We start from the raw sequence: 24,365 nt of genomic DNA, 5'->3' as shown, positions 1-24,365 counted from the left end.
GCATGTCCCGCACCGCACCACCCGCCGGCCCCGCAGACCTTGTCCTCACCAGCGCCCGGATCCACACCGTCGACCCCGCCCTCCCCGAGGCGCAGGCGCTCGCCGTACGCGACGGCCGCCTCGTCTGGCTCGGCTCCGACGACGGTGCGGCACGTTGGATCGGACCGGACACGAAGGTGATCGACGCGGGCGGCCGACTGGTGCTGCCCGGCTTCATCGACGCCCACAACCACGTCCGGCTCGGTTCCGACGACGCCTGCGTCCAACTCGCGGGCGCCCGCAGCCTCGACGTGATCCACCAGCGCCTGCGCACCTGGCACGCCGCCCACCCGGGCGCCGAGTGGATCGAGGGCGAGGCATTCGACTACTCGGCGATCCCCGGCGGCCGGATGCCCACCGCCGCGGACCTCGACCCGGCCACCGGCGACACCCCCGCCTTCGTCCTGAGCTACGACGTGCACACCGCCTGGCTCAACACCGCCGCCCTGCGCCGCCTGGGCGTCGACCGGGACCGCACGAGCCTGCCGTTCGGCGAGGCCGAGACCGACCCGGCGACCGGCGAACCCACCGGCTTCGTCAAGGACTTCGCGGTCAAGGGCCTCTCCCGGGACGGCCACCGCGCCCTGCGGGCGCTCGGCGTGCCGTGGGCCTCCACCGACCGCCAGTACGGACGCCTCGCCAAAAGCCTCGACGACGCCATCCGCTTCGGGATCACCACCGTCGTCGAACCGCAGAACTCCCTCGACGACCTCGCACTCTTCGACCGCGCCCGCGCCGAGGGCCGGCTCAGGTCCCGGATCGTCGCGGCGCTCTTCCACCCGCGCGGCACCACCGACGCCGATCTCGACGACTTCGCGGCGGCCGCGCGGCGCTACGACGACGACCGGCTGCGGGTCGGCCCGCTCAAGCTCTACATCGACGACGTCGTGGAACCGCGCACCGCCGCCCTGCTGGAGCCCTACGCGGGCTGCCGCCATCACCGCGGGGACACGTTCTACCCCGCGGCGGACTTCGGTGAGCTGCTCACCGCGCTCGACGCCCGCGGCTTCCAGTGCTTCGTGCACGCCACCGGCGACCGCGGTATCCGTACCGTCCTCGACGCCGTCGAGCAGGCCCGCACGCGCAACGGCCCGCGCGACGCACGCCACCAGGTGGTGCACGTGGAGTGCCTCGACCCCCGCGACACCCCACGCTTCGCCGAGCTGGGTGTGGTGGCCTGTATGCAGCCCCGGCACTGCGCCCCGGAGATCGCCGGACCCGGACAGGACTGGGCGGAGAACGTCGGCCCCGACCGCTGGCACAAGGCCTGGCCGATGCGCAGCCTGCACGAGGCCGGGGCGGTGCTCGCCTTCTCCAGCGACTGGAACGTGGCCGAGATGGACCCCATGGTGGGCATCTACACAGCCGTCACCCGGCGCTCCCTCGGCGGGGGTGAAGCCTGGCAGCCGGGCGAGACGGTGGACGTCGAGACCGCCGTGCACGCGTACACGATGGGCTCCGCCCACGCCAACTTCCTGGAGAAGCAGCGCGGTTCACTCACGGTCGGCAAGGTCGCCGACTTCGTGGTGCTCTCCCGCGACATCCTGCGTGTGGCACCCGAGGAGATACCGGGCACCGTCGTCGAACGGGCCGTCGTGGGCGGCGAGACCGTACACGAAGCCTGATCGGCCCTCGCACACGCAGCAGCCCCCGGCAGCCGTGCGACGCACGGCTCCCGGGGGCTGCTCAAGGCCGGGGTCTCAGGAAGTGGCGGCGTTCCTGCGCGGCGCCGAACGGTCCCCGCCGCCGGCGCGGCGGGCCTGGGCGGGGCGGCTGCGCCGGCCGCGCGAGGAGGAGGCGCTGCGCTTGGGGCGCTCGGTGACCGGTGCGGTGATGGTGACGGGGATGCCGGAGGGTGCCTGGGCGCCGGTGATGCGGCTGAGTTCGGCGTCACCGGCGCGGACCTGGGTGGTCTGCGGGGTGATGCCGGCGGTCGTCATCAGGCGGGTCATCTCGCGGCGCTGGTTGGGCAGGACGAGGGTGACGACGCTGCCGGACTCGCCGGCGCGGGCGGTGCGGCCGCCGCGGTGCAGGTAGTCCTTGTGGTCGGTGGGCGGGTCGACGTTGACGACGAGGTCGAGGTTGTCGACGTGGATGCCGCGGGCGGCGACGTTGGTGGCCACCAGCACCGTCACATGCCCGGACTTGAACTGCGTCAGGGTGCGGTTGCGCTGCGGCTGGGACTTGCCGCCGTGCAGCGCGGAGGCCCGGACACCGCTGGCGAGCAGGTCCTTGGTGAGGCGGTCCACGGCGTGCTTGGTGTCCAGGAACATGATCACCCGGCCGTCACGGGCCGCGATCTCGACCGTGGTGGCGTGCTTGTCCGCGCCGTGCACGTGCAGGACGTGGTGCTCCATCGTCGTGACCGCACCGGCCGAAGGGTCGACGGAGTGCACGACGGGGTCGTTGAGGAAGCGCCGGACGAGCTTGTCGACGTTGCGGTCGAGGGTGGCCGAGAACAGCATCCGCTGCCCGTCCTCCCGGACCTGGTTGAGCAGCTCGGTGACCTGCGGCATGAAGCCCATGTCGGCCATCTGGTCGGCCTCGTCCAGCACGGTGATCTTCACCTGGTCCAGGCGGCAGTCACGGCGCTCGATGAGGTCCTTGAGCCGGCCCGGCGTGGCCACAACGACCTCGACGCCGCCGCGCAGCGCACTGGCCTGACGGCCGATGGACATGCCGCCCACGACCGTGGCCATCCGCAGGTGGAGGGCCTGGGCGTAGGGGGTGAGGGCGTCGGTGACCTGCTGGGCCAGCTCGCGGGTGGGCACCAGGACCAGCGCGAGCGGCTGACGCGGCTCGGCGCGCTGACCGGCGGTGCGGGCCAGCAGGGCCAGTCCGAAGGCGAGGGTCTTGCCCGATCCGGTGCGGCCGCGGCCCAGCACGTCGCGGCCGGCGAGGGAGTTGGGCAGCGTCGCCGCCTGGATCGGGAACGGCGCGGTCACGCCGAGCCGGGCCAGGGTCGACAGCAGGGGCGCCGGCATGTCCAGCTCGGCGAACGTCTCGACGGCGGGCAGCGGCGGGGTGACGGTGACGGGCAGCGCGAACTCGCCCTGCGGTGCTGCCGACTTGGGACGGCGCGGGCCCTGCGAGCGGAAGCGGCCGCCGGAGCCGGAGCCGCCGGAGCCGCTGCCGCCGGAGCGGCCGGCGTAGCCACCGGAACGGGAGCCGCCGGAGCCACCGGTGCGGCTGCCGGAGCCGCCGGCGCGGGCGGAGCGGTCATTGGAACGGGTGGTGCGGTTCATGCGGAACCTTCCTCGATGCGGCGCGTATCGAGGGAGACCCGGCGGACTGGAGCCGCACGGAGAATCGCAAGAACGAGCCGGAAAAGTGGAGACCGGAGCGGACGACGCAGTCGTCGCGTCCGGAGCCTCGAAAAGCGGTCGGCGCCCGCCGGGAATGCGGCGGTCGAAGAGCCGGACCGGAGACCGGGCAGCCACAGTGCTGCGCTGCCGGTCGGTGAGCGGAACGTCATTGTCCGCTGCCGGGTGCTGCGAGGCCGTCGTACGGGGCGTCCCAAGGGAAGCCCCGCCGGGCCGTCGGTCCGACGGGAGGGCCCCGCACCGGTGAGGTGCGGGACCCGGGGTATTACCGTCCGGGTCAGGCCGGGACGATGTTCTCCGCCTGGGGGCCCTTCTGGCCCTGGGTGACGTCGAAGCTGACCTTCTGGCCTTCCTGAAGCTCGCGGAAGCCCTGCGTGGCGATGTTCGAGTAGTGGGCGAAGACGTCAGCGCCGCCACCGTCCTGCTCGATGAAGCCGAAGCCCTTTTCCGCGTTGAACCACTTCACGGTGCCAGTCGCCATGTGAAATCTCTTTCGATAGGGAGTGCCAGGGCCCACCAGGTGCGGGTCCTGAGTCGCTGATGAGCCCATCCGGAGATGACCGGCAACAAAAAATGCGCCCGCGGGTCACTGCCCGTCAGGCGCACACAAAGTCATGGGTACCAAAACTGCAACTGATATGAACGTAGCACGGATCTTGTCGACGTGGGGGCCGGACGGGGGAAGGGGGCAGGTGGCGGGCGTCACGGACAGGCCCACGGAGGGGTGCCGGGAGCGACCGCAGGTGTGTACCGGTAGGTCCTTGATACTCCGGGTGGCCGGGAGAAGACTCGAAGGCGGGGAGTGGCGCGGAGCGAACACCGGACGTTGACGCCGTCGGGGGCGAGGAGGCCTCGTATGTTCATCCACCGGCTGGGACGGGACATCACCGTCCTCAATGACTGCCTGCCCATACCCGGCATCGGCTTCCTGACGGTGAACGCGTTCGTGCTGCACGCCGCTGAGCCCGTGGTCGTCGATACCGGGCTCAGCCTGCCCGACCGGGGCTTCATGGACGCGCTCGGTTCCACGGTCGACGTCAGCGACGTGCGGTGGATCTGGCTGACGCATCCGGACCGGGACCACACCGGGGCTCTCTTCGAGCTTCTCGCCGCCGCCCCCGAGGCGAGGGTGGTGACCACCTTCCTGGGCGCGGGGATCATGTCGACCGAGCGCCCGCTGCCGATGGACCGGGTCTACCTTCTCAATCCCGGGCAGAGCCTCGACGTGGGTGACCGGACGCTGGTCGGTTTCCGGCCGCCGCTGTTCGACAACCCGGCGACCGTGGGGTTCTTCGACACCGCCTCCCACACCTGCTTCAGCTCCGACTGCTTCGGGGCGCCCATGCCCACCGCCGACCTCGCCACCTGTGACGATGTGGCGGTCGTCCCGGCGGACGACCTCCGGGCCGGTCAGCTCCTGTGGGCGACGGTCGACAGTCCCTGGGTGCACCTGATCGACCCCGTGGCGTTCCTCAGCTCGGCCGGACCGCTGCGCGCGATGAAGCCCGTACGCATCCTGAGCACCCACCTGCCGCCCTCCACGGGGCGCGGGCAGGAGTTCCTCGACATGCTCGCCGCCGCACCGGGGGCCGACCCGTTCGTCGGCCCGGACCAGCGCGGCCTGGAGGAGATGCTGGCCGGCTTCGAGCCCACGGCCGCACCGAGCGTCCAACCCACCGTGACGTAGCCCGCGAGTCCACCGGGACGACGCGGGTCGGGCATCGAAGACGGCCCGGCCCGCGCGGGTCTCGTGTGGGCAGGACCGCCCGCCCGTAGGGGGCGGGGACGGCGCCGCGGGGGCAGGATGACCGTATGTTGCTGGCCGAGCTCGCACGGGTGTCGAAGGACGTCGCAGGGACCTCGGCGCGGTCACGGAAGACCGCGCTGCTGGCCGGGCTCTTCCGGGACGCCGCACCGCAGGACGTACCGGTGGTCATCCCCTACCTCGCCGGGCGGCTGCCGCAGGGACGGATCGGGATCGGGTGGAGCGTCCTGCGTGAGCCCGTGGCGGCCGCGGAGACCCCCACCCTGACGGTGCGCGACGTGGACACGGCGCTCGACGCGCTGGCGGAGGTTTCGGGCGCTGGTGCGCAGGGTGAGCGCCGGCGCCTGGTCCGGGAGCTGATGGCCGCGGCGACCGAGGAGGAGCAGCGGTTTCTGGTCGGCCTGCTGACCGGCGAGGTACGCCAGGGTGCCCTCGACGCCCTCGCCGTCGAGGGGCTCGCCGCGGCGACGGACGCGCCCGCGGCGGACGTGCGGCGCGCAGTGATGCTGGCAGGCTCACTGCAGGACGTCGCGCGGGCGCTGCTGGCCGAGGGGCCGCGGGCACTGGCGGAATTCCGGCTCACCGTCGGGCGGCCGGTCGGGCCGATGCTCGCGCACAGCGCCAAGACGGTGGGGGAGGCGGTGGACAAGCTCGGGGCGTGCGCCGTGGAGGAGAAGCTCGACGGCATCCGGGTGCAGGTGCACCGGGACGGGCCCGAGGTGCGGATCTACACCCGCACCCTGGACGAGGTCACCGACCGGCTGCCGGAGGTCACCGCCGTCGCCCGGGACCTCCCGGTGGGCCGCTTCATCCTGGACGGCGAGGTGATCGCCCTGGACGCCGAGGGCCGCCCGGTGCCGTTCCAGCGGGTCGCGGGCCGCTTCGGCTCCCGGGTGGATGTCGCGGCCGCGCAGGCCGCTCTGCCGCTGTCCCCGGTGTTCTTCGATGTGCTCTCCCTGGACGACCGTGACCTGCTGGATCTGACCGCCGCCGAGCGGCACACGGAGCTGGCCGGGCTGGTGCCCGAGCATCTGCGGGTGCGCCGCACCTTGGTCCGGGACCCGGCGGACGGGGCGGAGCGGGCCGCGGCGGAGGAGTTCTGGGCCAGGACCCTGCGGCGCGGACACGAGGGTGTCGTCGTCAAGGGCTTGGACGCCCCGTACAGCGCGGGCCGCCGGGGTGCCTCCTGGCTGAAGGTGAAGCCGGTGCACACGCTGGACCTGGTCGTTCTGGCGGCGGAATGGGGGCACGGCCGGCGCACCGGCAAGCTGTCCAACCTCCATCTCGGCGCGCGGGCCCCGGACGGCGGGTTCGTCATGCTCGGCAAGACCTTCAAGGGCCTGACCGACGCGACCCTCACCTGGCAGACCGAGCGGCTGCGGGAACTGGCCGTGGAGGAGAGCGGCCATGTCGTGACCGTGCGGCCGGAACTCGTCGTTGAGATCGCCTACGACGGCCTCCAGACGTCCTCGCGGTATCCGGCGGGGGTGACCCTGCGGTTCGCGAGGGTGGTGCGCTACCGGGAGGACAAGACGGCGGACCAGGCGGACACGGTGGAGAGCGTGCTCGCCGCGCATGCCGGTGATGTGGCGTAGGCCCGCCGGAGACCGTGCCGTCCGTTCGCGGACCGGCCGGGCAGACTGACGCCATGGCGGGAAGACGAAGTGCCGGGCTGCTGCTGTTCCGCGGGGGCGGTGACGGTGGCGGTGGCGATGACGGGGTCCAAGTGCTGCTGGCCCATATGGGCGGCCCGCTGTGGGCCCGGCGGGACGTGGGCGCCTGGTCCGTACCCAAGGGCGAGTACGTCCCGCCGGAGGAGCCGCGGGCGGCGGCCCGGCGGGAGTTCGAGGAGGAGCTCGGGCTGCCGCCGCCGGACGGCCCGTACGTCCCGCTGGGTGACACCCGCCAGTCCGGCGGCAAGGTCGTCACGGTCTGGGCCGTCGAGAGCGACCTCGACCCGGAGCGCATCGTGCCCGGCACCTTCACCATGGAGTGGCCCAAAGGCTCCGGGGAACAGCGCAGCTTCCCGGAGATCGACCGGGTGGCGTGGTTCTCCCCGGACCGGGCCCGGGAGCTGATGGTGGCCGGCCAGCGGGTCTTTCTGGAGCGGCTGGCCGCGCACCTCGCGGGGTGAGCGGAGGGCCGGGCCGCCCGGGGCCGCGCGGTGCTGCCGGCGAGGGCCGGGGCAGCACCCCTCCCCCGCCCGGCGCCCCCGCCCTCCCTACGGCTGGATCTGGATCTTCCTGCCCTGTCCCGCCTTGAAGCGGTCCAGCGCGTCCGCGTATCCGTCCAGCGGAAGGCGGTCGCTGATGAAGATCTCCGGGTCCAGCGCGCCGGCCGCGAAGAGCTCGGCGGCGCGTTCGTAGCTGTGCAGTACCGCCATCGATCCGGTGATGGTGATCTCCTGGTTGTAGATGCGGTACGGCTCGATGACGGCGCGGGCGGCGTAGTCGGCCACGCCGAACTGGAGGAAGGTGCCGCCCTTGCCGACCCGCCCCAGCGCGTCCTGGATGGCGCGCTCGTTGCCGGTGGCGTCGATGACCACGTCCCAGCCCCGCGGCCGGTCCAGCTCGTCGGCCGAGCCCGCCGCGTTGCTGCAGCCCAGGGTGCGGGCGGTGGCCAGGCGCTCGGGGTTGATGTCGACGACGTCGACGCCCGCGGCCCCGGTGCGCTTGGCCAGTTCGAGCATCATCAGGCCCATCGTGCCGGAGCCGTAGATCAGGACCTGGGTGCCCAGCTGCTGGGAGCGCAGGATGTCGTAGCCGCGCACGGCGCAGGAGAGCGGCTCGATCAGCGCCGCGTCCTCGGTGCGGACGTGGTCGGGCAGCTTCACGCAGTTCGCGGCGGGAGCGACCGCGAACTCGGCGGCGCCGCCCGCGGTGGTCACGCCGATCGCGGCCCACCGCTCGCAGAGATTGTTGCGGCCGATGCGGCAGTAGTGGCAGGCGAAGCAGTACAGGGACGGATCGACCGCGACCCGGTCGCCCTCGGCCAGCCCGGTGACCGCACTGCCGGTCGCGACGACCGTGCCGGCGAACTCGTGCCCCGGCACCACCGGCAGAGTGGGCGCGAACTCGCCCTGGAGGATGTGCAGATCGGTGCCGCACAGCCCGCAGGCGGCGACGGCGACGACGACGTCCCCGGGCCCCGGCGTGGGGTCCTTTACGGTGGCGACCTCGACCTTGCCGGGTGCGCTGATCACTGCGGCTTTCATTTCACGGCTCCAAGCGAGAGGCCCTGGACGAGCTTGTCCTGGGCGGCGAACCCGGCGATGAGCACCGGGAGGGAGATGACGGTGGCGGCGGCGCACACCTTGGCCAGGAACAGGCCCTGGCTGGTGACGAATCCGGTCAGGAAGACCGGCGAGGTACCGGCCACGATCCCGGTCAGTACCCGGGCGAACAGCAGCTCGTTCCAGCTGAAGATGAAGGAGATCAGTGCGGTGGCCGCGATGCCCGGCATGGCCACCGGCGCGACGATGCGCGTCAGGGTGGTGGTCAGCCCCGCACCGTCGATGGAGGCGGCCTCCAGCATCTCCACCGGTACCTCGGCGAGGAACGAGCGCATCATCCACACCGCGATCGGCAGATTCATCGAGGTGTAGAGGATGACCAGCAGCCAGATGCTGTCGAGCATCCCGGTGTTCTGCGCGACCAGATAGAGCGGCAGCAGGCCGGCCACCAGCGGCAGCATCTTCGTGGAGAGGAAGAAGAACAGCACATCGCTCCACTTGCGCACCGGCTTGATCGACAGCGCGTACGCCGCCGGGATGGCCAGCAGCAGAACCAGCAGGGTGGAGACGACCGACGCGGTGAAGGAGTTGATCAGCGGCGGCCACGGGCTGATGCCGGTGCCCGCGCCGAAGAACTCCCGGTAGCCGTGCAGGCTCAGCCCCGCGCCGACGCTGGGCGGGTTGGTCGCCGCGTCCGTCTCGCTGTGGAAGGACGTCAGCACCATCCAGGCGACGGGCAGGAAGAAGGCGATCCCGCACAGCCAGGCCACCAGGCCCAGCAGAGGGCCGGTGCGCCGGCGGCGCCGCGCGTCCGGTGACGCCGGTCGCGGGGACCGGCGCAGGGTCAGGGGTGCGCTGCTCATCGGGTGGCCTCCTCACGCAGCAGGGACGACACCGCACGCAGCGCGAAGGTCGCCACCAGCAGCGAACACAGCACGACGACGACGCCCTGCGCGGACGCCCGTCCGTAGTCATGGGCCTGGTAGAAGGTCTGGTAGATGGTGTACGGCAAATTCGCCGTGCCGAGCCCGCCCGAGGTGATGGTGAACACCGCGTCGAAGTTCTGCACCACGTACACGGTGCCCAGCAGGGCGGCCAGTTCGAGGTAGCGGCGCAGATGCGGCAGGGTCAGATAGCGGAAGATGTCGAAGGTGGACGCGCCGTCCATCCGGGCCGCCTCGACCGCGTCCGTCGGCCGGCTCTGCAGCCCGGCCAGCAGGATCAGCATCATGAACGGCGTCCACTGCCAGATCAGCGACACCTCGACCGCGGCGAGCGGGGAGTCGGTCATCCAGTCCGGCTGCGGCGGATCGTCACTGCCGAACACCCCCCAGATCCAGGTCAGGGAGCCGTTGAGCAGGCCGTACGAGGCGTTGTACAGCGCGTGCTTCCACAGCAGCGCGGAGGCGACGGGGACCACCAGGAACGGTGTGATGAGCAGGGTGCGGACGAGGCCGCGCCCGCGGAACCCGCGGTCCAGCAGCAGCGCGAGGCCCAGCCCCAGCAGCAGGCTCACCAGGACCACGGTCACCGTCAGCAGCACCGTGGTGAGCACCGACTCGCGCATCGCGGGGTCGGTGAAAACCGCCCGGTAGTTGTCGAAGGCGGCGAAGCCGCGGTTGTCGGGGGCCAGCGCGTTCCACCGGACGAAAGAGATCACCACGGTGGCCAGGAACGGCAGTTGGGTCACGATGATCAGGAAGACCAGCGCGGGCAGCAGCGGCGCGCGCCGGGCCCAGTTCTTCGCCCGCTCCGTGCGCCGGGCGCGCGCCGCCGGGCTGCCGGACGGCGGGCCGGCGGCCTCGACGGGCCGGGGCGGCTCAGTGGTCTGCGTACGCATCGGTCACCTCCTGCGCCAGCCGCTGGCTCTTCTTCAGGGCCTCCGGCACGCTCTGCTTGCCGGCGATGGCCGAACTCACCTCGTGGGAGACCTTGGTGCCCAGGTCGGAGAACTCGGGGATGCCCACGAACTGGATGCCGGGGGCGGGGCGTTGCTGGACCCCGGGATCGTCGGGCCGGGCCGTGCGGATGGCCCGCTCCGTCGCCTCGGCGAAGGCGCCGGACTCCTCGGTGTACTCCGGGTCGCGGTAGATCGACGCGCGCTTGCCGGCCGGCACCTTCGACCAGCCCAGCTCCCGGCCCACCAGCCGCTCGTACTTCTTGCCCGACGCCCAGCGGATGAACTTCCACGCCGCGTCCTGGTGCGTGCTGGCCTTCTGCACGCCCCACGCCCAGGTGTAGAGCCAGCCCGCGCTGCGCGTCCGCTCGACCGGCGCCGGCGCGTAGCCGACCTTTCCGGCGACCTTGGAATCGGCGCTCTCCAGCGATCCCGCTCCGGCGGTCGCGTCGTACCACATGGCGACCTTGCCCTGCTGCATGTCGTTGAGGCACTCGGTGTAGCCGGCTTGCGGCGCGCCGGACTGGCCGTGCTTGCGCACCAGATCGACGTAGAAGCGGGTGGCCTCGGTGAACCGGGGGCTGTCGAGCCGGGCCTGCCAGTCCTTGGTGAACCAGGTGCCGCCGAAGGTGTTGACGACGGTGGACAGCGGCGCCGCGAGCTGCCCCCAGCCGGGCTGGCCGCGCAGGCAGATCCCCTTCATGCCCGGACGGGCCCCGTCCAGCTTCGCGGCCAGTGCGGCGACCTGGTGCCAGGTCGGCCGCGCGGGCATCGTCAGGCCCTCGGCCTCCAGGACGTCCTTGCGGTACATCAGGAACGACGACTCGCCGTAGAACGGCTCCGCGTAGACCTGGCCGTCGTCGGCGGTGAGCGAGGAGCGGACCGGCGCGAGGATGTCCTTCTGGTCGAACTCCGGGTCCTTCGCGGCGCGCCGGCCGAGCGGGGAGAGCCAGCCGTTGCGGGCGTAGATCGGGGTTTCGTAGTTGCTGAGACTGGCGACGTCGTACTGCCCGGCCTGGCTGGAGAAGTCCTGGCTCATCTTGTCGCGCAGGTCATCCTCGGGCAGCACGGTGTAGTTCACCTTGATGCCGGTCTGCCGGGTGAAGTGCTCGGCGGTCAGCCGCTGCAGGTCCGTCATCTGCGGGTTGTTCACCATCAGGACGTTGATGGTGTCGGCGCCCTCGTTGCCGGCGTCGCCGGCGCCGCGATAGCAGCCGGCGGTGGACAGTGACAGGACCAGGGCGGCCGCGGTCGGCCATATGACGCGGCCTGCGCGGCCTCGTCCGGGGGATCGTGCTCTCACGGCTCGTACCTTTCTGGGACATCCGGGGCGGGCCGGTCGCGCTCCGGCGGGGACCGGAAGCGGGGGAGCGGCCCGCCGTGAGTGCGTTCGCGCGTCTTCGGCGGGGTGTGCCGCTCGGCTGAGGGCATGCTCGGGGGACCGTCCGCGGACCGGGTGCGGCCTACGGCGGTGTGCGGTGGTGCGTCTTCACGGGGCCGTTCGTCCCGGGCGGCCCCTGCCCGGTCAGACCCGGAGCACCTGCGGCCCCAGGAGGGAGTAGCGGTGGGCCTCCGGCGCGGACAGGCCGGCGTCGGTGACGATCGTGTCGAAGTCGCCGACCTCGGCGAACCGGCAGAAGCTGCTCGCGCCGAACTTGCTGTGCACCCCGACCAGCACCCGCCGCCGCGACGAGCGGACGGCCTGCGCCTTCACGTCCGCGACTGCGGGATCGGGGGTGGTCAGGCCGTGCTCGCGGGAGACGCCGTTCGCACCCAGGATCGCCAGGTCGATCACGAACCGCGCGAGCATGTCCCGGGCCCAGGACCCCACCGTCGCCTGCGTCCCGGAGCGGACCCGGCCGCCGGCCAGCAGCACGGTGGTGGAATCGGACGCCGAGACCAGTGAGGCGGTCCGCAGCGAGGCGGTGAGGACGGTCAGCGGACGGTCGGTGGGCAGCAGCATGGCCACCAGCTCGGGGGTGTAGCCCTCGTCGACGAAGACCGTCTCGGCCTCGCCGACCAGTTGGGCGGCCGCCGCGGCGATCCTCCTCTTCTCCGCCACCTGCTGGGTTTCCCGCCGGGCCAGCGTGGTCTCGAACCCGGCGCTCTCGACGGGGTAGGCCGCGCCGTGCGTACGCCGGACCAGCCCTCGGCGCTCCAGTTCGCTCAGATCGCGCCGCACGGTCTCCCGCGAGACCGCGAATTCCTCCGCCGCGTCGGCGACCTCGACCCGGCCCGACTGCCGTGCGAGCACGAGGATGCGGTGCTGGCGTTCCTCGGCCCTCATGTGTCTGCTCCCTCGCCATCTCCGTGCCATGTCCGCGGCCCTGTCCACGTCATGTTCACGTTCCGTACGGTCACGGGCCTGCCCGTTTCTGCCCGCATGAAGGTTTATAGCAAGCGCGAAGCCGCTCGTTGCTGCCCGTGGCAGGGAAAACCTTGCCCGTTTCTGCCCGCTCCGGTCGCCCGCCGGACCGGTGTGACGGCCTTGGCGGGGCCCGTACGGCGCCCAGGAACGTTCCGCGCGCCCGTCTGCCCGCCTGCCACACGGCCGGTGTCACCCGTTCGGCGTACGGGGCGATCCCCGTCCGGAGTAGCCGGAAACCGGGGGCGGACCGCGTACGCCGACGGCCCGGACCGATGGTGTGAAGGAAAAGTGCGCTTAGTCTGGACGGCATGAGTGCGGAAATGCGGTCGTTGGCGGTCACTGCGATCGTGCAGGAGGAGCAGTGCGCCGTCCTGCGCGTCAGCGGAGAGCTGGACCTCCGCACCGAACAGGCTTTTCTGGCGGAGGCGCGGGCTGTCGTCTCGGCCGGGCACCGCTTTCTCGTGCTCGATCTGACGGCCCTGCGTTTCTGCGACTCGCGGGGCCTGAGTTGCTTGCTCGCCCTGGAGTGGCTGTGCCGCCGACTGGAGGGCCGGCTGCTCCTGGCGTCGCTCGGCGTACGGATGCTGCGGCTGCTGATCGGCACCCAGTCGCTCGGCGTCTTCTCGTGCTTCCCCACGGTCGGCCACGCCCTGGCCGCGGTCCCGGACGGCAGCCGTCCCGCCTGGCCGCCGGCTGTCGAGGACCCGCCGGTGTGACCTGCCGCCCGGGCGGCCCGCCGGTGTGAGCTGCCGGCCGGTGTGACCGGCACCTTCACCCGGCGGGCCGCCGGTCCGGGCGTCACCCGGTCGGGCACTTCACCCCGAGCCGGGCACCGTCGAACCGCGTGCACGTGATCTCGTCAGTGGGCGCGTCCGAGGTCCTCGACGAGGGTCGGGGACGGACGGGGGATCTCGCCGAAGTCCTCGTCGTCGCTGTCCACGACGAGGCGGTTGATGACGCTCTCCAGGGCGGTCGGCAGGGTCGGGGCGAGTCCGCTGTGCCACTGGACGAGCAGATTGTGCCGGGCGTCGTCCGGCAGCAGCTGCCGCTCGTCGAAGGCGGCCGCGGCCGGGCGGTCCTCGTCCGGCGCGTGCGCGGCCTGCTCGCGCCAGTACGCCGCGTCGCGGTACTCGCCGTTGCGACGGTGCGCGAGATACAGGCAGTAGGCGGCCGTGCGGCTACCGGCGCCCGCCCCGAAGTGCCACCAGAAGTGCGCCGCGTCGCCCCGCCCGGTGATGTGCAGCAGACACGCGAAGACCAGCGCGCCCTCGGGGTCGATGTGGTGGTCGTCGACCAGCCGCTCCAGGCTGGCCGCGGCGGCCGCGGCGTTGACGACCAGCGCGCAGGCCAGCTCCAGCTCGTGGGTGGCCTCGTCGCGGGCGCTGGGGTAGGAGGTGGGCGCCCCGCGGTCCGCGCGGGACGCCCCCGGCGGGCGGCCCCCCGCGCGGGCGGCGTTGTCGAGGCAGCCGAGGCCGTCGAGCGTCCCCGCGTCGTCGAGGTCGCTGAAGTCCGCGAGGCCGTCGATACCGGCCACATCGGCGGCGGCGCTGAGCAGCGTCTCGACGGTGTCGCGACGTCCGGGGTGCGGGCTGTGCGGGCTGTACGGCATGGTCAGTTCCCCCTGGTGGTTCCTTGGTCGATGCCGAGCGCGGCGGCGAGTTTGCGCTTGCCGCGGCTCGCGTGGGAGCGGACGGTGACTTCGTCGACGCCGAGAAGTGCGGCGATCTGCCCGTCGCAGTACCCGATGACATGCCGCAGCACGATCACGTCGCACTGCCGCTCCGGTAACCTCGCGATCGCCGCATACAGGCCCAACTGGCTCTCCAGGAGAGCGAATTGCTGCTGGCATTCGCGGAGCAGGGCTTGGGTGACGACGGCGAATGCGGCGGTCTCGGTGAGCGCGGTGGGCCGCTGGTGGTCGTAGAGCCACTCCACGACGCGTTCCTTCAGCACCGACCAGGCGAAGGCTTCCACCGACGCCTGACGCAGCGCGTGCGGCCACAGCCGGGCCAGCTGCTGGTAGGCGGAGCGGGTCACCTGACGGGCCGCCGCCTCGTTGCCGGTGTGCAGATAGGCGTAGGTCAGCCATTTGCGGGCGTGCGTCGCGTGGAAGGCCTCGAAGGTGATCGACAGATGGTGGCGCGAGGGTTCGGAGCGGCCGGGTGTCCGCCCGTCGTGCTCCTGGAGCGGCGCACCGGTCGTGCCGCGGCGGTTCATGCGCGCTCCTCGGCGGAGCGGAGGTGGCGGCTCCCGGGCGCGCGACCGGCAGTCCGCGGCCGCCCGGCTATCGCTCGGCACGGGCCGGCGGCCGTACCGGGACGGCGGGGGAGTGCGGCTGAGTCTGCGGTGATGGCGCGCGCTTGCGCGCACGCCGGCAGAAGTCGGTCCCGGTCTGTGCCCACGAGCCGTCCTCGTTCCGTTCGCCGTGCGCCGCCGTTCCGGCACCTGGCCGGTGACGGCGGGAGGGCGGATTGCCCTCACCTCCAATGAACCCGAAAGCGGGCCCATTTGTGGCACGGGCGGGAAAGAAATCTTGCCCAGCGTATTCATATGACTACGCGTGACCGGGGCATGGTCGGATGTCATACCTGCCCAACGGGTGCGTGGCGCGGAGGCGGACGCCCACCGTACGCGCCCGCCAGGTGCCGAATACGCCGCGCCGGGGCGCGTTGCCCGTCAGGCGCGCCGCCGGGAGCCGCCGGGGCACCGGACCGTTGGCCGCATGATCCGGAGGCTATGGGGAAGGGTCCAACAGCCGTGGCCGAAGGGCACGTTCGGTAGCACCCGGGGAGGGCGCGGCGCACGGCGGCACCGGACCGCCGGGAGAGCCGGGCCACCGGGAGGCGGAGCGAGATGAGTGACCACGACGAGGCCGTGGTGGACCTGCAACTGGACCGGGCCCACTCGTCCCGCATCTATGACTATTTCCTCGGGGGCAAGACCAACTTCCTGGCCGACCGAATGGCCGCCGGCAGTGTGCTGGGGGTGTTGCCCGCCGCGCTGGTCGCCGCCCGCATCAACCGCGAGTTCATGCACCGCGCCACGCGTCTGCTCGCCCGGTCGGGGATGCGGCAGTTCCTCGACATCGGCACCGGCATCCCGACCCCGCCCAACCTCCATGACATCGCCCAGGGCATCGCCCCGGAAGCCCGCGTGGTCTACACCGACAACGACCCCATCGTCCTCGCGCACGCCGCGGCGCTGTTGCTCAGTACGCCCGAGGGACGCACGGCGTACGTCCAGGCGGATGTCACCGACCCCGCCGGCATCCTCACCGCGCCCCAGCTCCTCGACACCCTCGATCTGCGCCGTCCGGTCGCGCTCAGCCTGAACGCGCTGATGCACTTCGTCACCGACGACGGCCGGGACCGTGCGCACACCATCGTCGAGAGCCTCAAGGACGCGCTGCCCAGCGGCAGCACCCTGGCCATGACACATGCGACGCCCGACTTCGACGCCGCGGCGATGCACAAGATCATCAAAATCTACGCGGACGCGGGGACACCTCTGCAGTTCCGCTCGCGCGCCGAATTCCGCCGCTTCTTCGACGGCTGGGAACTGCTGGAGCCGGGCGTCACGCTCTCCCACCAGTGGCGCCCCGACCGCCCGGAGGACGCCACCCACGTCACCGACGCCGAGGCGGCCTGCTACGCCGCCATCGCCCGCAAGCCCTGACGGCGCCCGGGAAGCGCGGCCCCGTCGCCGGAGCCGTGCCGCCCGTCGGTCCCCCGGTCATTCCTCCCGCTCATTCCTTGCGATAGCCGTACGCTTCCTCGGCCGCGGCAGCCACCGCCGCCACGTCGGCGCCCGAGGAGGCGGTCACCACGGCCGCCACCGCGCCCTCCACGAACGGCGCGTCCACCATGCGTGCTCCGTCGGGGAGTTCGTCTCCCTCGGCGACCAGGGCCTTGACGGTCAGTACGGCGCTCCCGAGGTCGACCAGGATCACCACGCCCGCACCCCGGTCCACCTTCCGCGCCGCCTCGGTGATCAGCTCCGAGCTCGTACCGAGGCCCCCGTCCGGGGTACCGCCCGCGGCGGCGATGGGCGCCTTGGAGCCGCCGCCGGCGAGCCCGGTGGCCATGGACGCGACGGACTCGGCGACCGGCCCGCTGTGCGAGACGAGCACGATGCCGACCAGTGGGGCGCCGTCCTGCGCCGCTCCCTCGCTCACTTGGCCACCTCCGCAAGGGTGCTGAAGAACAGGGCGGAGGACGTCGCGCCGGGGTCCTGGTGCCCGATGCTGCGTTCGCCCAGGTAGCTGGCCCGGCCCTTTCTGGCCTGCATCGGCACGGTCGCCACCGCGCCTTCCTCGGCCGCGGCCGCCGCCGCCTCGAAGGACGTCGCCAGTGCCTCGACGCCCGGGATGAGCGCGTCGAGCATGGTCTTGTCCCCCGCTGCCGCGCCGCCGAGCTGCGCCACCGCGTCCACCCCGGCGCCCAGGCCCGTCCGCAGCTCGTCCGCGTTCACCTCGGGCGCCTCGCCCAGGGCCTTGCCGGTGCGCCGCAGCAGGCTTCCGTACAGCGGCCCGGACGCGCCGCCCACCGTCGAGATCAGCTGGCGTCCGGCCGTCATCAGGACGGCGCCGGGCGTCGCCGGCGGCTCCGCCTCCAGCGTCGTGACGACGGCGGCGAACCCGCGCTGCAGGTTGCTCCCGTGGTCGGCGTCGCCGATGGCCGAGTCGAGTTCGGTGAGCCGGTCGGCCTCCTCGTCGACCGCGGCGGCGGTCGCCGTCATCCAGCGGATGAAGAACGCGGCGTCCAGGGCTGTCTCTGACACGTATTACTCCTCTGTTCGTGCACGGCACGCGGGCATGCCGCGGTGCTGCGGTGCGGGCGGGTGGCGCGGGTAAGGCGCGCGGGACCGGCTCAGCGACCCCAGCGCAGCCCGGCTGTCTGCACCGGCGCGTCCCACAGTCGCAGCAGCTCCCCGTCGACCTGGCACAGCGTCACCGAGCAGCCCGCCATGTCCAGCGACGTCACATAGTTCCCGACGAGGGTACGGGCCACCGTGACCTCGCGTTCGGCGAGCACCCGCTGCACCTCGGCGTTGAAGCCGTACAGCTCCAGCAGCGGCGTCGCGCCCATGCCGTTGACCAGCACCAGAACCGGCAGGTGGGGCTGGAGGTCCTGGAGGATCGCGTCCACCGAGAAGTCCGCGATCTCGCGCGAGGTCATCATCGCGCGGCGCTCCCGGCCCGGTTCGCCGTGGATGCCGACGCCCAACTCCAGCTCGCCGGACGGCAGGTCGAACGTGGGGCTGCCCTTCGCGGGCGTCGTGCAGGCGCCGAGCGCCACACCGAAGCTCCGCGAGGCGCCCACGACCTGACGGGCCAGCGCCTCCACCCGCTCCAGCGGCGCACCCTCCTCGGCGGCCGCGCCCGCGATCTTCTCGACGAAGAGCGTCGCCCCGGTTCCGCGCCGCCCCGCGGTGAAGGTCGAGTCGGTCACCGCGACATCGTCGTCGACGAGGACGCTGGCGACCTGCACGCCCTCGTCCTCGGCCAGCTCCGCGGCCATCTGGAAATTGAGCACGTCGCCGGTGTAGTTCTTCACGATGAACAGCACGCCGCTGCCGCTGTCCACGGCCGCCGCGGCCCGCACCATCTGATCGGGCACGGGGGAGGTGAAGACCTCGCCGGGACAGGCGGCGTCCAGCATGCCGGGGCCGACGAACCCGCCGTGCAGCGGCTCGTGCCCGCTGCCGCCGCCGGAGATCAGGCCCACCTTGCCCTCGACGGGCGCGTCCCGCCGCACGATCACCCGGTTCTCGGCATCCACCACGAGTTCCGGGTGCGCCGAAGCCATCCCGCGCAGCGCGTCGGCCACGACCGTCTCGGCGACGTTGATCAACATCTTCATCTGTACCTCCTGGTGAGGCTGGCGGTGCGGCGGGCTCTGACGCGGCTTCACGCAGGTCGGCCCGCTCGCGTACTGATGCTGTGCCAGCTCCTGCTCGTCGGGATCTCTCGGCCCGGACCCAGTATCGAGCCAAGGTCGTCCAGGGTCACGGACTGCGCCACGCGTCCCGCGGCCAACACGCCGGGACGGGCGCGCCGATCACGCGCCCACCGTGTCGCCGATGCCCCGCACAGGGCAGTCCCCGGGCAGGGCAGGGCAGGGGACAGGGCCCGGGCGTATCGGCCCGGGCCCTGTCTGCGAGCTGTCGCGCAATACCTACGCGCACTACCTACTGGCAATACCTACGCGTACTACCCATGAGGGCTGCCCTCTAGTACCGGTGTTCCTCGACGTCGACCACGGGAGCGCCGGGAGACGGGGGCTGGGTGCGCCGCCGCTTCAGGATGCTCACATAGGTCGCGAGCCCGATGATGCCGACGATCATCATGATGAGGCCCACCAGGTCGAGGTTGATCCCGGCCATGTGCCAGTCCACTGCAAAGGTGAGAATGGCCCCCACCGCGAGCAGGCCGATGCACCCGCCGATTCCCATGGTGTCCGCCTCCAATAACTCTCTGGACAGAAAGGTCTGTTGACACAGCGCGTACCCCCGGCCGGGCGCCTCATGTCCCGGCGGGTGACCCGGGCCGCCGGCGCGGGCGCGATGCGGGCGGCCAGTGTCGCCCGGGTGGCGTAACCGGCCGCTGCCGTCCGGCGTCTTGCCCGGGCCCGTGACCAGGCGCAACATAAGGGCAGAACGCCACCGGGAGGTCGTATGGAAGCGCCGGGCCCGCCCCGCCTGTCCCGTGGCCGGCACGAGACGGAGGAGCAGCGTGCCGACCGGCGCTGGAACGAGCTGCTGCAGGAAGTGCGGGTGACCCAGACCGGTGTGCAGATCCTGTTCGGCTTCCTGCTGACCGTGGTCTTCACCTCCCGGTTCGCGACCCTGGAACAGACCGACAAGACGATCTACGTCGTCACCGTCCTCCTCGGCGCCGCCACCACGGGCGCGCTCATCGGGCCGGTCACCCTCCACCGCCTTGTCACCGGACGCCGGATCAAGCCGCAGACCGTCATCCTCGCCTCACGGCTGACCGTCGCGGGAGTGTTCCTGCTGTTGGCCACCGTCACCTCGGCGCTGCTGCTCATCCTGCGCGTCGCGATGCACAACAGCGCCGTCCCCTGGATCGTCGGGGGGCTCGTGGGGTGGTTCGTCCTCTGCTGGTTCGCGCTGCCCCTCTGGGCCCGCCACCGCTACGCCGCGGACGGGTCCGACGCCGCGGGCCCGACCGACGCGGACGGCCCCGAGGGCAGTTGACGGCACGGGCGGGCTCAGCCGGCCCGGCGTCCCCTGCTCGTGGACTTCTTCGCCGCTGCGGTCTTCTTGGCCGTGGTCTTCTTCGCCGTGCTGGTGGACTTCTTGCCGCCGGTCGCCTTCGGCGCACGTGCCGCGGACTTCTTCGTGGCGGAACCGCCGGATGCCGTGCTCCCGGTCGTCTTCTTCGCGTCCGTCTTCTTGGCCGCGGTCTTCTTCGCGGGGCGGCCCGACGGCCCGGACAACGACGTGACGGTGGCGTGCTCGGCGTCGTCCTCACCGCGTGACTTCTTGGCCGCACGGACGCTGTCCTGCAGCGCCGCCATCAGGTCCATCACCTGCCCGGCGGGCTTCTCCTCGGTCTCCTCGAAGTGCGGCTCGCGGTGCGCCAGCTTCGCCGCGACGATCTCTTCGAGCGCCTCTCGGTAGTGGTCGTGCACATCCTCCTCGGACAGGTCACCGTAGGAGTCCATCAGCGTCTCCGCGGCCTCCACCTCATCGGCGGGGACCTCGACCTCGCGGTCGGGCAGTACCCCCTCCATCGGCCGGATCTGATGCGGCCACAGCAGCACCTGCATCACCAGGGCGCCCTCGACCGGACGGATCATCGCCAGCGTCTCCCGGCCGTGCAGAGCGACCTTGCCGAGTCCGACTCGTTCATGGCGCTCCATGGCGTCGCGGAGCAGCACATACGGCTTGGCGGCGGCAGCGCCGTCGGCTGCCAGGTAGTAGCCCTTGTCCATCTGGAGGGGGTCGATGTCGCCGCCGGCGACGAAGGCCAGGATCGTCAGGGTCTTGGCGGTCGGCAGCGGCAGCGCGTCCAGATCGTCGTCGCTGAGGGGTACGACCGTGTCCTTGTCGACCTTGTATCCCCGGCCGATCTCGTCGGGGGTGATCTCCTTGCCTTCCAGCGAGCACACCGGCTGATTGCGTACCCGTCCGCCGTCCGCCGTGTGGATGCGTACGAAGGACACCGAGGCGGAGCTGTCCGTGGCGTTGTAGGCGGACACCGGGATGGTGACCAGCCCGAAGCTGATGGAGAACTTCGCCGTGGGACGCATGGGGCCCGCCTTCATCGGTGGCTGCGCGGTGAGGGAGTGGTGGGGCGGCAGGCACCACAGGGACGGCCTCGATCGCGGCCGGGCGGCTCTGACGGCCTGGCTGAAAACCATGCTAGGCGGGACGTTCGGGGTGCACATCCCGGCCGAGGCCGTACGGACCCCCGGGCGAGCCGGGCGGCTCCGTACGGCCTCCGTCCCGCGGCCTCGCGGCCCGGTCAGCGGGGTGAACCGCTCCGGTGCTCGGCGGTGTGCTGGGCGGCGAGGCGGACGGTGGCGTTCTGCGCGCCGTATCCGCGGTAGCCGCCGGTGCGCTGGACGATCTCGAAGAAGACCCGGCCGACGGTGGCGGTGTAGCAGTGGTGGAACTCGCCGTACTCGTCGCGGTCGTAGAGGATGCCCAGCTCACGCAGGGTGGACAGGGCGCCGGGGGCCATGTCGTAGCGGGCTTCGAGGTCGTCGTAGTAGTTGTCGGAGATGGGTAGCAGTCCGGCGCCGTGGTCGCGGATCCGGCGGGCGGTGGCGGCGATGTCGTCCGTGGCCAGCGCGATGTGCTGCGGGCGGACCTCCTGGTCCCCGGGGCCCGGCGCGACATTGAGCGCGATCCGCAGACCGCCGTCGGCGCCGGCCACGGCCCGGCTGCGGAACAGGCCGTAGGGGTCGGCCAGATCCAGGCTCTCCTTCGGCTGGAGACCCAGCACGCTGCGGTAGAAGAGGGACGCCTCGTCGAAGTGGTGCCAGGGCTGGGTCAGCGCGACATGGTCGATGTGTGTGACGCCGGCCGTCGGGGCGCCCGCGGCGGCCCGGCCCGGCCGCCGGTCCGTGACCGGTGCGAAGTCGTCCGTCCAGTCGGCGTGGTCGGCCTGCGCGGTGCGGCAGAAGAACAGCTCGGTGCCGTCCGGGGCGGCCACCGCGTCGAGCGGGACGTCCTGCCCGGTCCTGCGGCGCGGGAGGACGGGCGCGAGCAGCGATTCGGCCCGGCGCACGGCTGCCGCGGGCTCGGGGGTCTCCAGGCCGAGCGCGACCAGCGCGGGGCCTTCCCGGCGGTCGGCTCCCGCGGCGTTGAGCAGGATGCGGGCGTCGCCCTGCTCCCACAGCTCCACCGGTTTGCCCAGGTGCCGGCCGGTGCGGCTGAAGCCGAGGGAGTCCAGCAGCAGCCGCACCGGCTCGGTGTCCACGGCGGCCAGCTCGGCGAAGGCGAAGCCGCTGGGGACGACGGGCGCCGGGGGCGAGGTCAGCCGCGCGGACTCCTCCAGGCTGATCAGCGAGCGCAGCGCGTCCACCGCGGTCCGGCTGGCGTCCGCCTGCCGGAAGACGTCGTTGAACACCTCCAGGGAGAGCGGTCCCGTGTAGCCGGCCCGGACGGCGTGGCCCACCAGTCCGGCCAGGTCGAAGCTGCCCTGGCCGGGGAAGCAGCGGTAGTGGCGGCTCCACTGCAGGACGTCCAGCGCCATATGGGGCGCGTCCGCGAGCTGGAGGAAGAAGATCTTCTCCCCGGGAATGTCCTCGATGCCTTTGGGGTCCGAGCCGCGGGAGAGGATGTGGAAGCTGTCCAGGCAGGTGCCGAGCGCGGGGTGGTCCGCCTGCTGGACGATGCGCCAGGCGTGGTCGTAGGTGTTGACGTGCCGGCCCCAGGCGAGAGCCTCGTACGCGATGCGGATGCCGTGTGCCTCGGCCCGCTCGGCGAGCCGGCGCAGCTGCGCGGCGGCGAGCGCGTCGTCGTCGCGGGCCGCGGGCGAGACGCTGGAGCAGACCAGCAGCAGATCCGCCCCGAGCCGTTCCATCACGGCGAACTTCCGCTCCGCGCGCCGCAGGTTGGCGTCGAGGGTGTCCGGCGGGACGGCCTCGAAGTCGCGGAAGGGCTGGTAGAGGTCGATGCCGAGCCCCAGGTCGGCCGCGCGGGCGCGGACCTCCTCCGGGCCGAGGGGGGAAGCGATCAGATCGTTCTCGAAGATCTCCACGCCGTCGAAACCGGCTGCCGCGACGGCGGTGAGTTTCTCGGAGAGCGAGCCGCTCAGGGAGACCGTGGCGATGGACTTGCGCATGGCGGAGGTCCTCACAGACTGGGGGTGGCGACGAGGTCGGCGAGATCTTCGAGCATCCGCTCGGCGTGCGGCTCCCGCCCTGTGAACAGCCGGAAGGCGTCGGCGGCCTGGAAGACGGCCATGCCGCCTCCGTCGAGTGTGCGGCAGCCCAACTCGCCTGCCAGGAGCAGCAGTTCGGTCTCCAGTGGACGGTAGACGACCTCCGCGACCCAGAGTTCCGGGCGCACCAGGGCGGCCGGCAGGGGCAGGCCCGGGTGGGCGGCCATACCGGTGGGCGTGGCGTGCACCAGGCCGTCGGCGTCGGACAGTGCGGTGGGCAGCTCCGCCATCGTCCCGGCGACGGCGCGTCCCTGGCCGAACCTGTCGTTCAGTGCTTCGGCCAGGGCCGCCGCGCGGGCCGGGTCCCGGTCGGCGAGGGTCAGCCGGTCCGCGCCGAGGGCGAGCAGGGCGTGGGCGACGGCCGCGCCGGCGCCGCCCGCGCCGAGCTGTACGACGTGGCCGGTGGCGGCGCCTGGCAGGCCACGACTGAAGGACTGCGCGAAGCCGGTGACGTCGGTGTTGTGGCCGATCGCCCGCCCGTCGCGGAAGACGACGGTGTTGACGGCGCCCAACGCCGCGGCCTCCGGGGCGAGTTCGTCGAGGTGCTCGATCACCAGCTGCTTGCAGGGGTGGGTGATGTTGAGGCCGTCGAAGCCGAGGGTGCGGGCGGCGCGGACGATGTCGCCGACCGACTCCGGTCCGGTGCCGAGCACGTCGATGTCCAGGGTGCGGTAGAGCAGCCGCAGGCCGTGGCGGTCTGCCTCGCGCTCGTGCAGGGCGGGGCTCAGCGAGGGGCCGATACCGGAGCCGACCAGGCCGGTGAGGTAGGCGGACATCGTCACCGGGTCCCTTCCAGCAGGCGGGCCAGGTGGGCCAGGGCGAGGGCGTAGCCGTGCGGGCCCGCCCCGCAGATCACGGCGTCGGCGACCCCGGAAACGTAGGAGAAGTGCCGGAATTCCTCGCGCCGGTGAATGTTCGACAGATGCACCTCGATGACGGGCAGGTCCGCCGCCGCGAGGGCGTCGCGCAGGGCGACGGAGGTGTGGCTGTAGCCGGCCGGGTTGATCACGATGCCGCGGTGCGCGGTGCGCGCCTCGTGGACGGCGTCGATCAGCTCGCCCTCGTGGTTGCTCTGACGCAGGTCGGCCAGGAGCCCGTGCTCGGCGGCGGTGGTGCGGCACAGCGCCTCGATGTCGGCGAGGGTGTCGTGCCCGTAGATCTGGGGCTCCCGCAGGCCGAGCAGATTGAGATTGGGCCCGTTGAGGACCAGCACGGGGGCGGCGGGCGCCCCTTCGGCCGGGTTCGGCATGTTCTCTCCAGTGAATGTACGAACTAGTTAGTTCATTGTGCCCGCAGTGCGGCGCCGAGCAAAGCCACGCGGGGG

At 72.1% G+C, this 24,365-nt stretch carries 24 protein-coding genes; 7 read left to right on the top strand and 17 right to left on the bottom strand.

What is annotated here, in order from left to right; all coding sequences use genetic code 11:
- Nucleotides 1-2 precede the first annotated feature (2 nt).
- Complete coding sequence (locus ACH4FH_RS26495; RefSeq protein ID WP_398558401.1) at nucleotides 3-1,664, top strand: amidohydrolase; 1,662 nt, start codon at nucleotides 3-5, stop codon at nucleotides 1,662-1,664.
- A gap of 75 nt (nucleotides 1,665-1,739) precedes the next feature.
- Here the strand turns inward: ACH4FH_RS26495 and ACH4FH_RS26490 are convergent, their stop codons facing one another.
- Nucleotides 1,740-3,284 carry a DEAD/DEAH box helicase gene (locus tag ACH4FH_RS26490; RefSeq protein WP_398558400.1) on the bottom strand — a complete coding sequence of 515 codons (1,545 nt, stop codon included), beginning with the start codon at nucleotides 3,282-3,284 and terminating at the stop codon, nucleotides 1,740-1,742.
- A 355-nt stretch (nucleotides 3,285-3,639) separates the two neighbouring features.
- A complete protein-coding gene (locus ACH4FH_RS26485; protein WP_037915390.1) occupies nucleotides 3,640-3,843 on the bottom strand; it encodes a cold-shock protein in 204 nt (67 codons plus the stop codon).
- Nucleotides 3,844-4,218: 375 nt separating this feature from the next.
- Between ACH4FH_RS26485 and ACH4FH_RS26480 the strand changes: the two genes are divergently transcribed.
- The 3 genes from ACH4FH_RS26480 (at nucleotide 4,219) to ACH4FH_RS26470 (ending at nucleotide 7,261) form a co-directional block, all read left to right on the top strand.
- Nucleotides 4,219-5,049, top strand: coding sequence for an MBL fold metallo-hydrolase (locus ACH4FH_RS26480; RefSeq protein WP_398558399.1), 831 nt, complete (start codon nucleotides 4,219-4,221; stop codon nucleotides 5,047-5,049).
- A 125-nt stretch (nucleotides 5,050-5,174) separates the two neighbouring features.
- The gene (locus ACH4FH_RS26475; protein ID WP_398558398.1) at nucleotides 5,175-6,722 is read left to right on the top strand and encodes an ATP-dependent DNA ligase; all 1,548 of its coding nucleotides are present in this window, start codon (nucleotides 5,175-5,177) and stop codon (nucleotides 6,720-6,722) included.
- A gap of 53 nt (nucleotides 6,723-6,775) precedes the next feature.
- A complete protein-coding gene (locus ACH4FH_RS26470) occupies nucleotides 6,776-7,261 on the top strand; it encodes an NUDIX domain-containing protein (RefSeq protein WP_398558397.1) in 486 nt (161 codons plus the stop codon).
- A gap of 87 nt (nucleotides 7,262-7,348) precedes the next feature.
- On the opposite strand, the gene ACH4FH_RS26465 is transcribed toward ACH4FH_RS26470, so the two are convergent.
- The 5 genes from ACH4FH_RS26465 to ACH4FH_RS26445 all read right to left on the bottom strand — a co-directional run bounded on the left by ACH4FH_RS26465 (nucleotide 7,349) and on the right by ACH4FH_RS26445 (nucleotide 12,543).
- Complete coding sequence (locus ACH4FH_RS26465) at nucleotides 7,349-8,341, bottom strand: zinc-dependent alcohol dehydrogenase family protein (protein ID WP_398558396.1); 993 nt, start codon at nucleotides 8,339-8,341, stop codon at nucleotides 7,349-7,351.
- Nucleotides 8,338-9,222, bottom strand: a complete 885-nt coding sequence (locus ACH4FH_RS26460; protein ID WP_398558395.1) for a carbohydrate ABC transporter permease — start codon at nucleotides 9,220-9,222, stop codon at nucleotides 8,338-8,340. Before ACH4FH_RS26460 ends, ACH4FH_RS26465 begins: the two co-directional genes overlap by 4 nt.
- A complete protein-coding gene (locus ACH4FH_RS26455; RefSeq protein WP_398558394.1) occupies nucleotides 9,219-10,199 on the bottom strand; it encodes a carbohydrate ABC transporter permease in 981 nt (326 codons plus the stop codon). The genes ACH4FH_RS26460 and ACH4FH_RS26455 overlap by 4 nt, the downstream gene beginning before the upstream one ends.
- The gene (locus ACH4FH_RS26450; RefSeq protein ID WP_398558393.1) at nucleotides 10,180-11,559 is read right to left on the bottom strand and encodes an ABC transporter substrate-binding protein; all 1,380 of its coding nucleotides are present in this window, start codon (nucleotides 11,557-11,559) and stop codon (nucleotides 10,180-10,182) included. Before ACH4FH_RS26450 ends, ACH4FH_RS26455 begins: the two co-directional genes overlap by 20 nt.
- Nucleotides 11,560-11,781: 222 nt before the next feature.
- Nucleotides 11,782-12,543, bottom strand: coding sequence for a DeoR/GlpR family DNA-binding transcription regulator (locus tag ACH4FH_RS26445; protein WP_398558392.1), 762 nt, complete (start codon nucleotides 12,541-12,543; stop codon nucleotides 11,782-11,784).
- A 389-nt stretch (nucleotides 12,544-12,932) separates the two neighbouring features.
- Between ACH4FH_RS26445 and ACH4FH_RS26440 the strand changes: the two genes are divergently transcribed.
- Nucleotides 12,933-13,340 carry an STAS domain-containing protein gene (locus ACH4FH_RS26440; RefSeq protein ID WP_398558391.1) on the top strand — a complete coding sequence of 136 codons (408 nt, stop codon included), beginning with the start codon at nucleotides 12,933-12,935 and terminating at the stop codon, nucleotides 13,338-13,340.
- Nucleotides 13,341-13,483: 143 nt separating this feature from the next.
- Here the strand turns inward: ACH4FH_RS26440 and ACH4FH_RS26435 are convergent, their stop codons facing one another.
- Together ACH4FH_RS26435 and ACH4FH_RS26430 are read right to left on the bottom strand one after the other, a co-directional pair.
- Nucleotides 13,484-14,233, bottom strand: coding sequence for a hypothetical protein (locus ACH4FH_RS26435; protein WP_398558390.1), 750 nt, complete (start codon nucleotides 14,231-14,233; stop codon nucleotides 13,484-13,486).
- Between the two features lie 2 nt (nucleotides 14,234-14,235).
- Nucleotides 14,236-14,841, bottom strand: coding sequence for an RNA polymerase sigma factor (locus tag ACH4FH_RS26430; protein WP_398558389.1), 606 nt, complete (start codon nucleotides 14,839-14,841; stop codon nucleotides 14,236-14,238).
- A gap of 636 nt (nucleotides 14,842-15,477) precedes the next feature.
- Between ACH4FH_RS26430 and ACH4FH_RS26425 the strand changes: the two genes are divergently transcribed.
- Nucleotides 15,478-16,299, top strand: coding sequence for an SAM-dependent methyltransferase (locus tag ACH4FH_RS26425; RefSeq protein ID WP_398558388.1), 822 nt, complete (start codon nucleotides 15,478-15,480; stop codon nucleotides 16,297-16,299).
- Nucleotides 16,300-16,369: 70 nt separating this feature from the next.
- Here ACH4FH_RS26425 and dhaM read toward each other — a convergent pair whose 3' ends face one another.
- The 4 genes from dhaM to ACH4FH_RS26405 all read right to left on the bottom strand — a co-directional run bounded on the left by dhaM (nucleotide 16,370) and on the right by ACH4FH_RS26405 (nucleotide 19,077).
- Nucleotides 16,370-16,798 carry a dihydroxyacetone kinase phosphoryl donor subunit DhaM gene (gene dhaM, locus ACH4FH_RS26420; RefSeq protein WP_398558387.1) on the bottom strand — a complete coding sequence of 143 codons (429 nt, stop codon included), beginning with the start codon at nucleotides 16,796-16,798 and terminating at the stop codon, nucleotides 16,370-16,372.
- Nucleotides 16,795-17,361: a dihydroxyacetone kinase subunit DhaL gene (gene dhaL / locus ACH4FH_RS26415; protein ID WP_398558470.1), complete on the bottom strand. Its 567-nt coding sequence runs from the start codon at nucleotides 17,359-17,361 to the stop codon at nucleotides 16,795-16,797. The genes dhaM and dhaL overlap by 4 nt, the downstream gene beginning before the upstream one ends.
- Nucleotides 17,362-17,492: 131 nt before the next feature.
- The gene (gene dhaK / locus ACH4FH_RS26410) at nucleotides 17,493-18,485 is read right to left on the bottom strand and encodes a dihydroxyacetone kinase subunit DhaK (RefSeq protein ID WP_398558386.1); all 993 of its coding nucleotides are present in this window, start codon (nucleotides 18,483-18,485) and stop codon (nucleotides 17,493-17,495) included.
- A 370-nt stretch (nucleotides 18,486-18,855) separates the two neighbouring features.
- Nucleotides 18,856-19,077, bottom strand: coding sequence for a DUF6458 family protein (locus tag ACH4FH_RS26405; RefSeq protein ID WP_393896133.1), 222 nt, complete (start codon nucleotides 19,075-19,077; stop codon nucleotides 18,856-18,858).
- A 222-nt stretch (nucleotides 19,078-19,299) separates the two neighbouring features.
- On the opposite strand from ACH4FH_RS26405, the gene ACH4FH_RS26400 reads away from it, so the two are divergent.
- Nucleotides 19,300-19,842 (top strand): DUF6328 family protein, encoded by a 543-nt coding sequence (locus tag ACH4FH_RS26400; protein ID WP_398558385.1) that lies wholly within the window; start codon nucleotides 19,300-19,302, stop codon nucleotides 19,840-19,842.
- Nucleotides 19,843-19,856: 14 nt separating this feature from the next.
- Here the strand turns inward: ACH4FH_RS26400 and ACH4FH_RS26395 are convergent, their stop codons facing one another.
- The 4 genes from ACH4FH_RS26395 to aroQ form a co-directional block, all read right to left on the bottom strand.
- Nucleotides 19,857-20,900 carry a Ku protein gene (locus tag ACH4FH_RS26395; RefSeq protein WP_398558384.1) on the bottom strand — a complete coding sequence of 348 codons (1,044 nt, stop codon included), beginning with the start codon at nucleotides 20,898-20,900 and terminating at the stop codon, nucleotides 19,857-19,859.
- A gap of 215 nt (nucleotides 20,901-21,115) precedes the next feature.
- Entirely contained in the window at nucleotides 21,116-22,942 is a 1,827-nt protein-coding gene (locus ACH4FH_RS26390) for a bifunctional sugar phosphate isomerase/epimerase/4-hydroxyphenylpyruvate dioxygenase family protein (protein WP_398558383.1), read from the bottom strand.
- A gap of 11 nt (nucleotides 22,943-22,953) precedes the next feature.
- Nucleotides 22,954-23,817 (bottom strand): shikimate dehydrogenase, encoded by an 864-nt coding sequence (locus ACH4FH_RS26385; RefSeq protein ID WP_398558382.1) that lies wholly within the window; start codon nucleotides 23,815-23,817, stop codon nucleotides 22,954-22,956.
- A gap of 2 nt (nucleotides 23,818-23,819) precedes the next feature.
- The gene (gene aroQ / locus ACH4FH_RS26380; RefSeq protein ID WP_398558381.1) at nucleotides 23,820-24,290 is read right to left on the bottom strand and encodes a type II 3-dehydroquinate dehydratase; all 471 of its coding nucleotides are present in this window, start codon (nucleotides 24,288-24,290) and stop codon (nucleotides 23,820-23,822) included.
- Nucleotides 24,291-24,365 lie beyond the last annotated feature (75 nt).

It is taken from the genome of Streptomyces sp. NPDC017993 (assembly GCF_044328065.1).
GTDB lineage: Bacteria > Actinomycetota > Actinomycetes > Streptomycetales > Streptomycetaceae > Streptomyces.
This window is presented reverse-complemented; position numbering and strand designations above follow the sequence as displayed.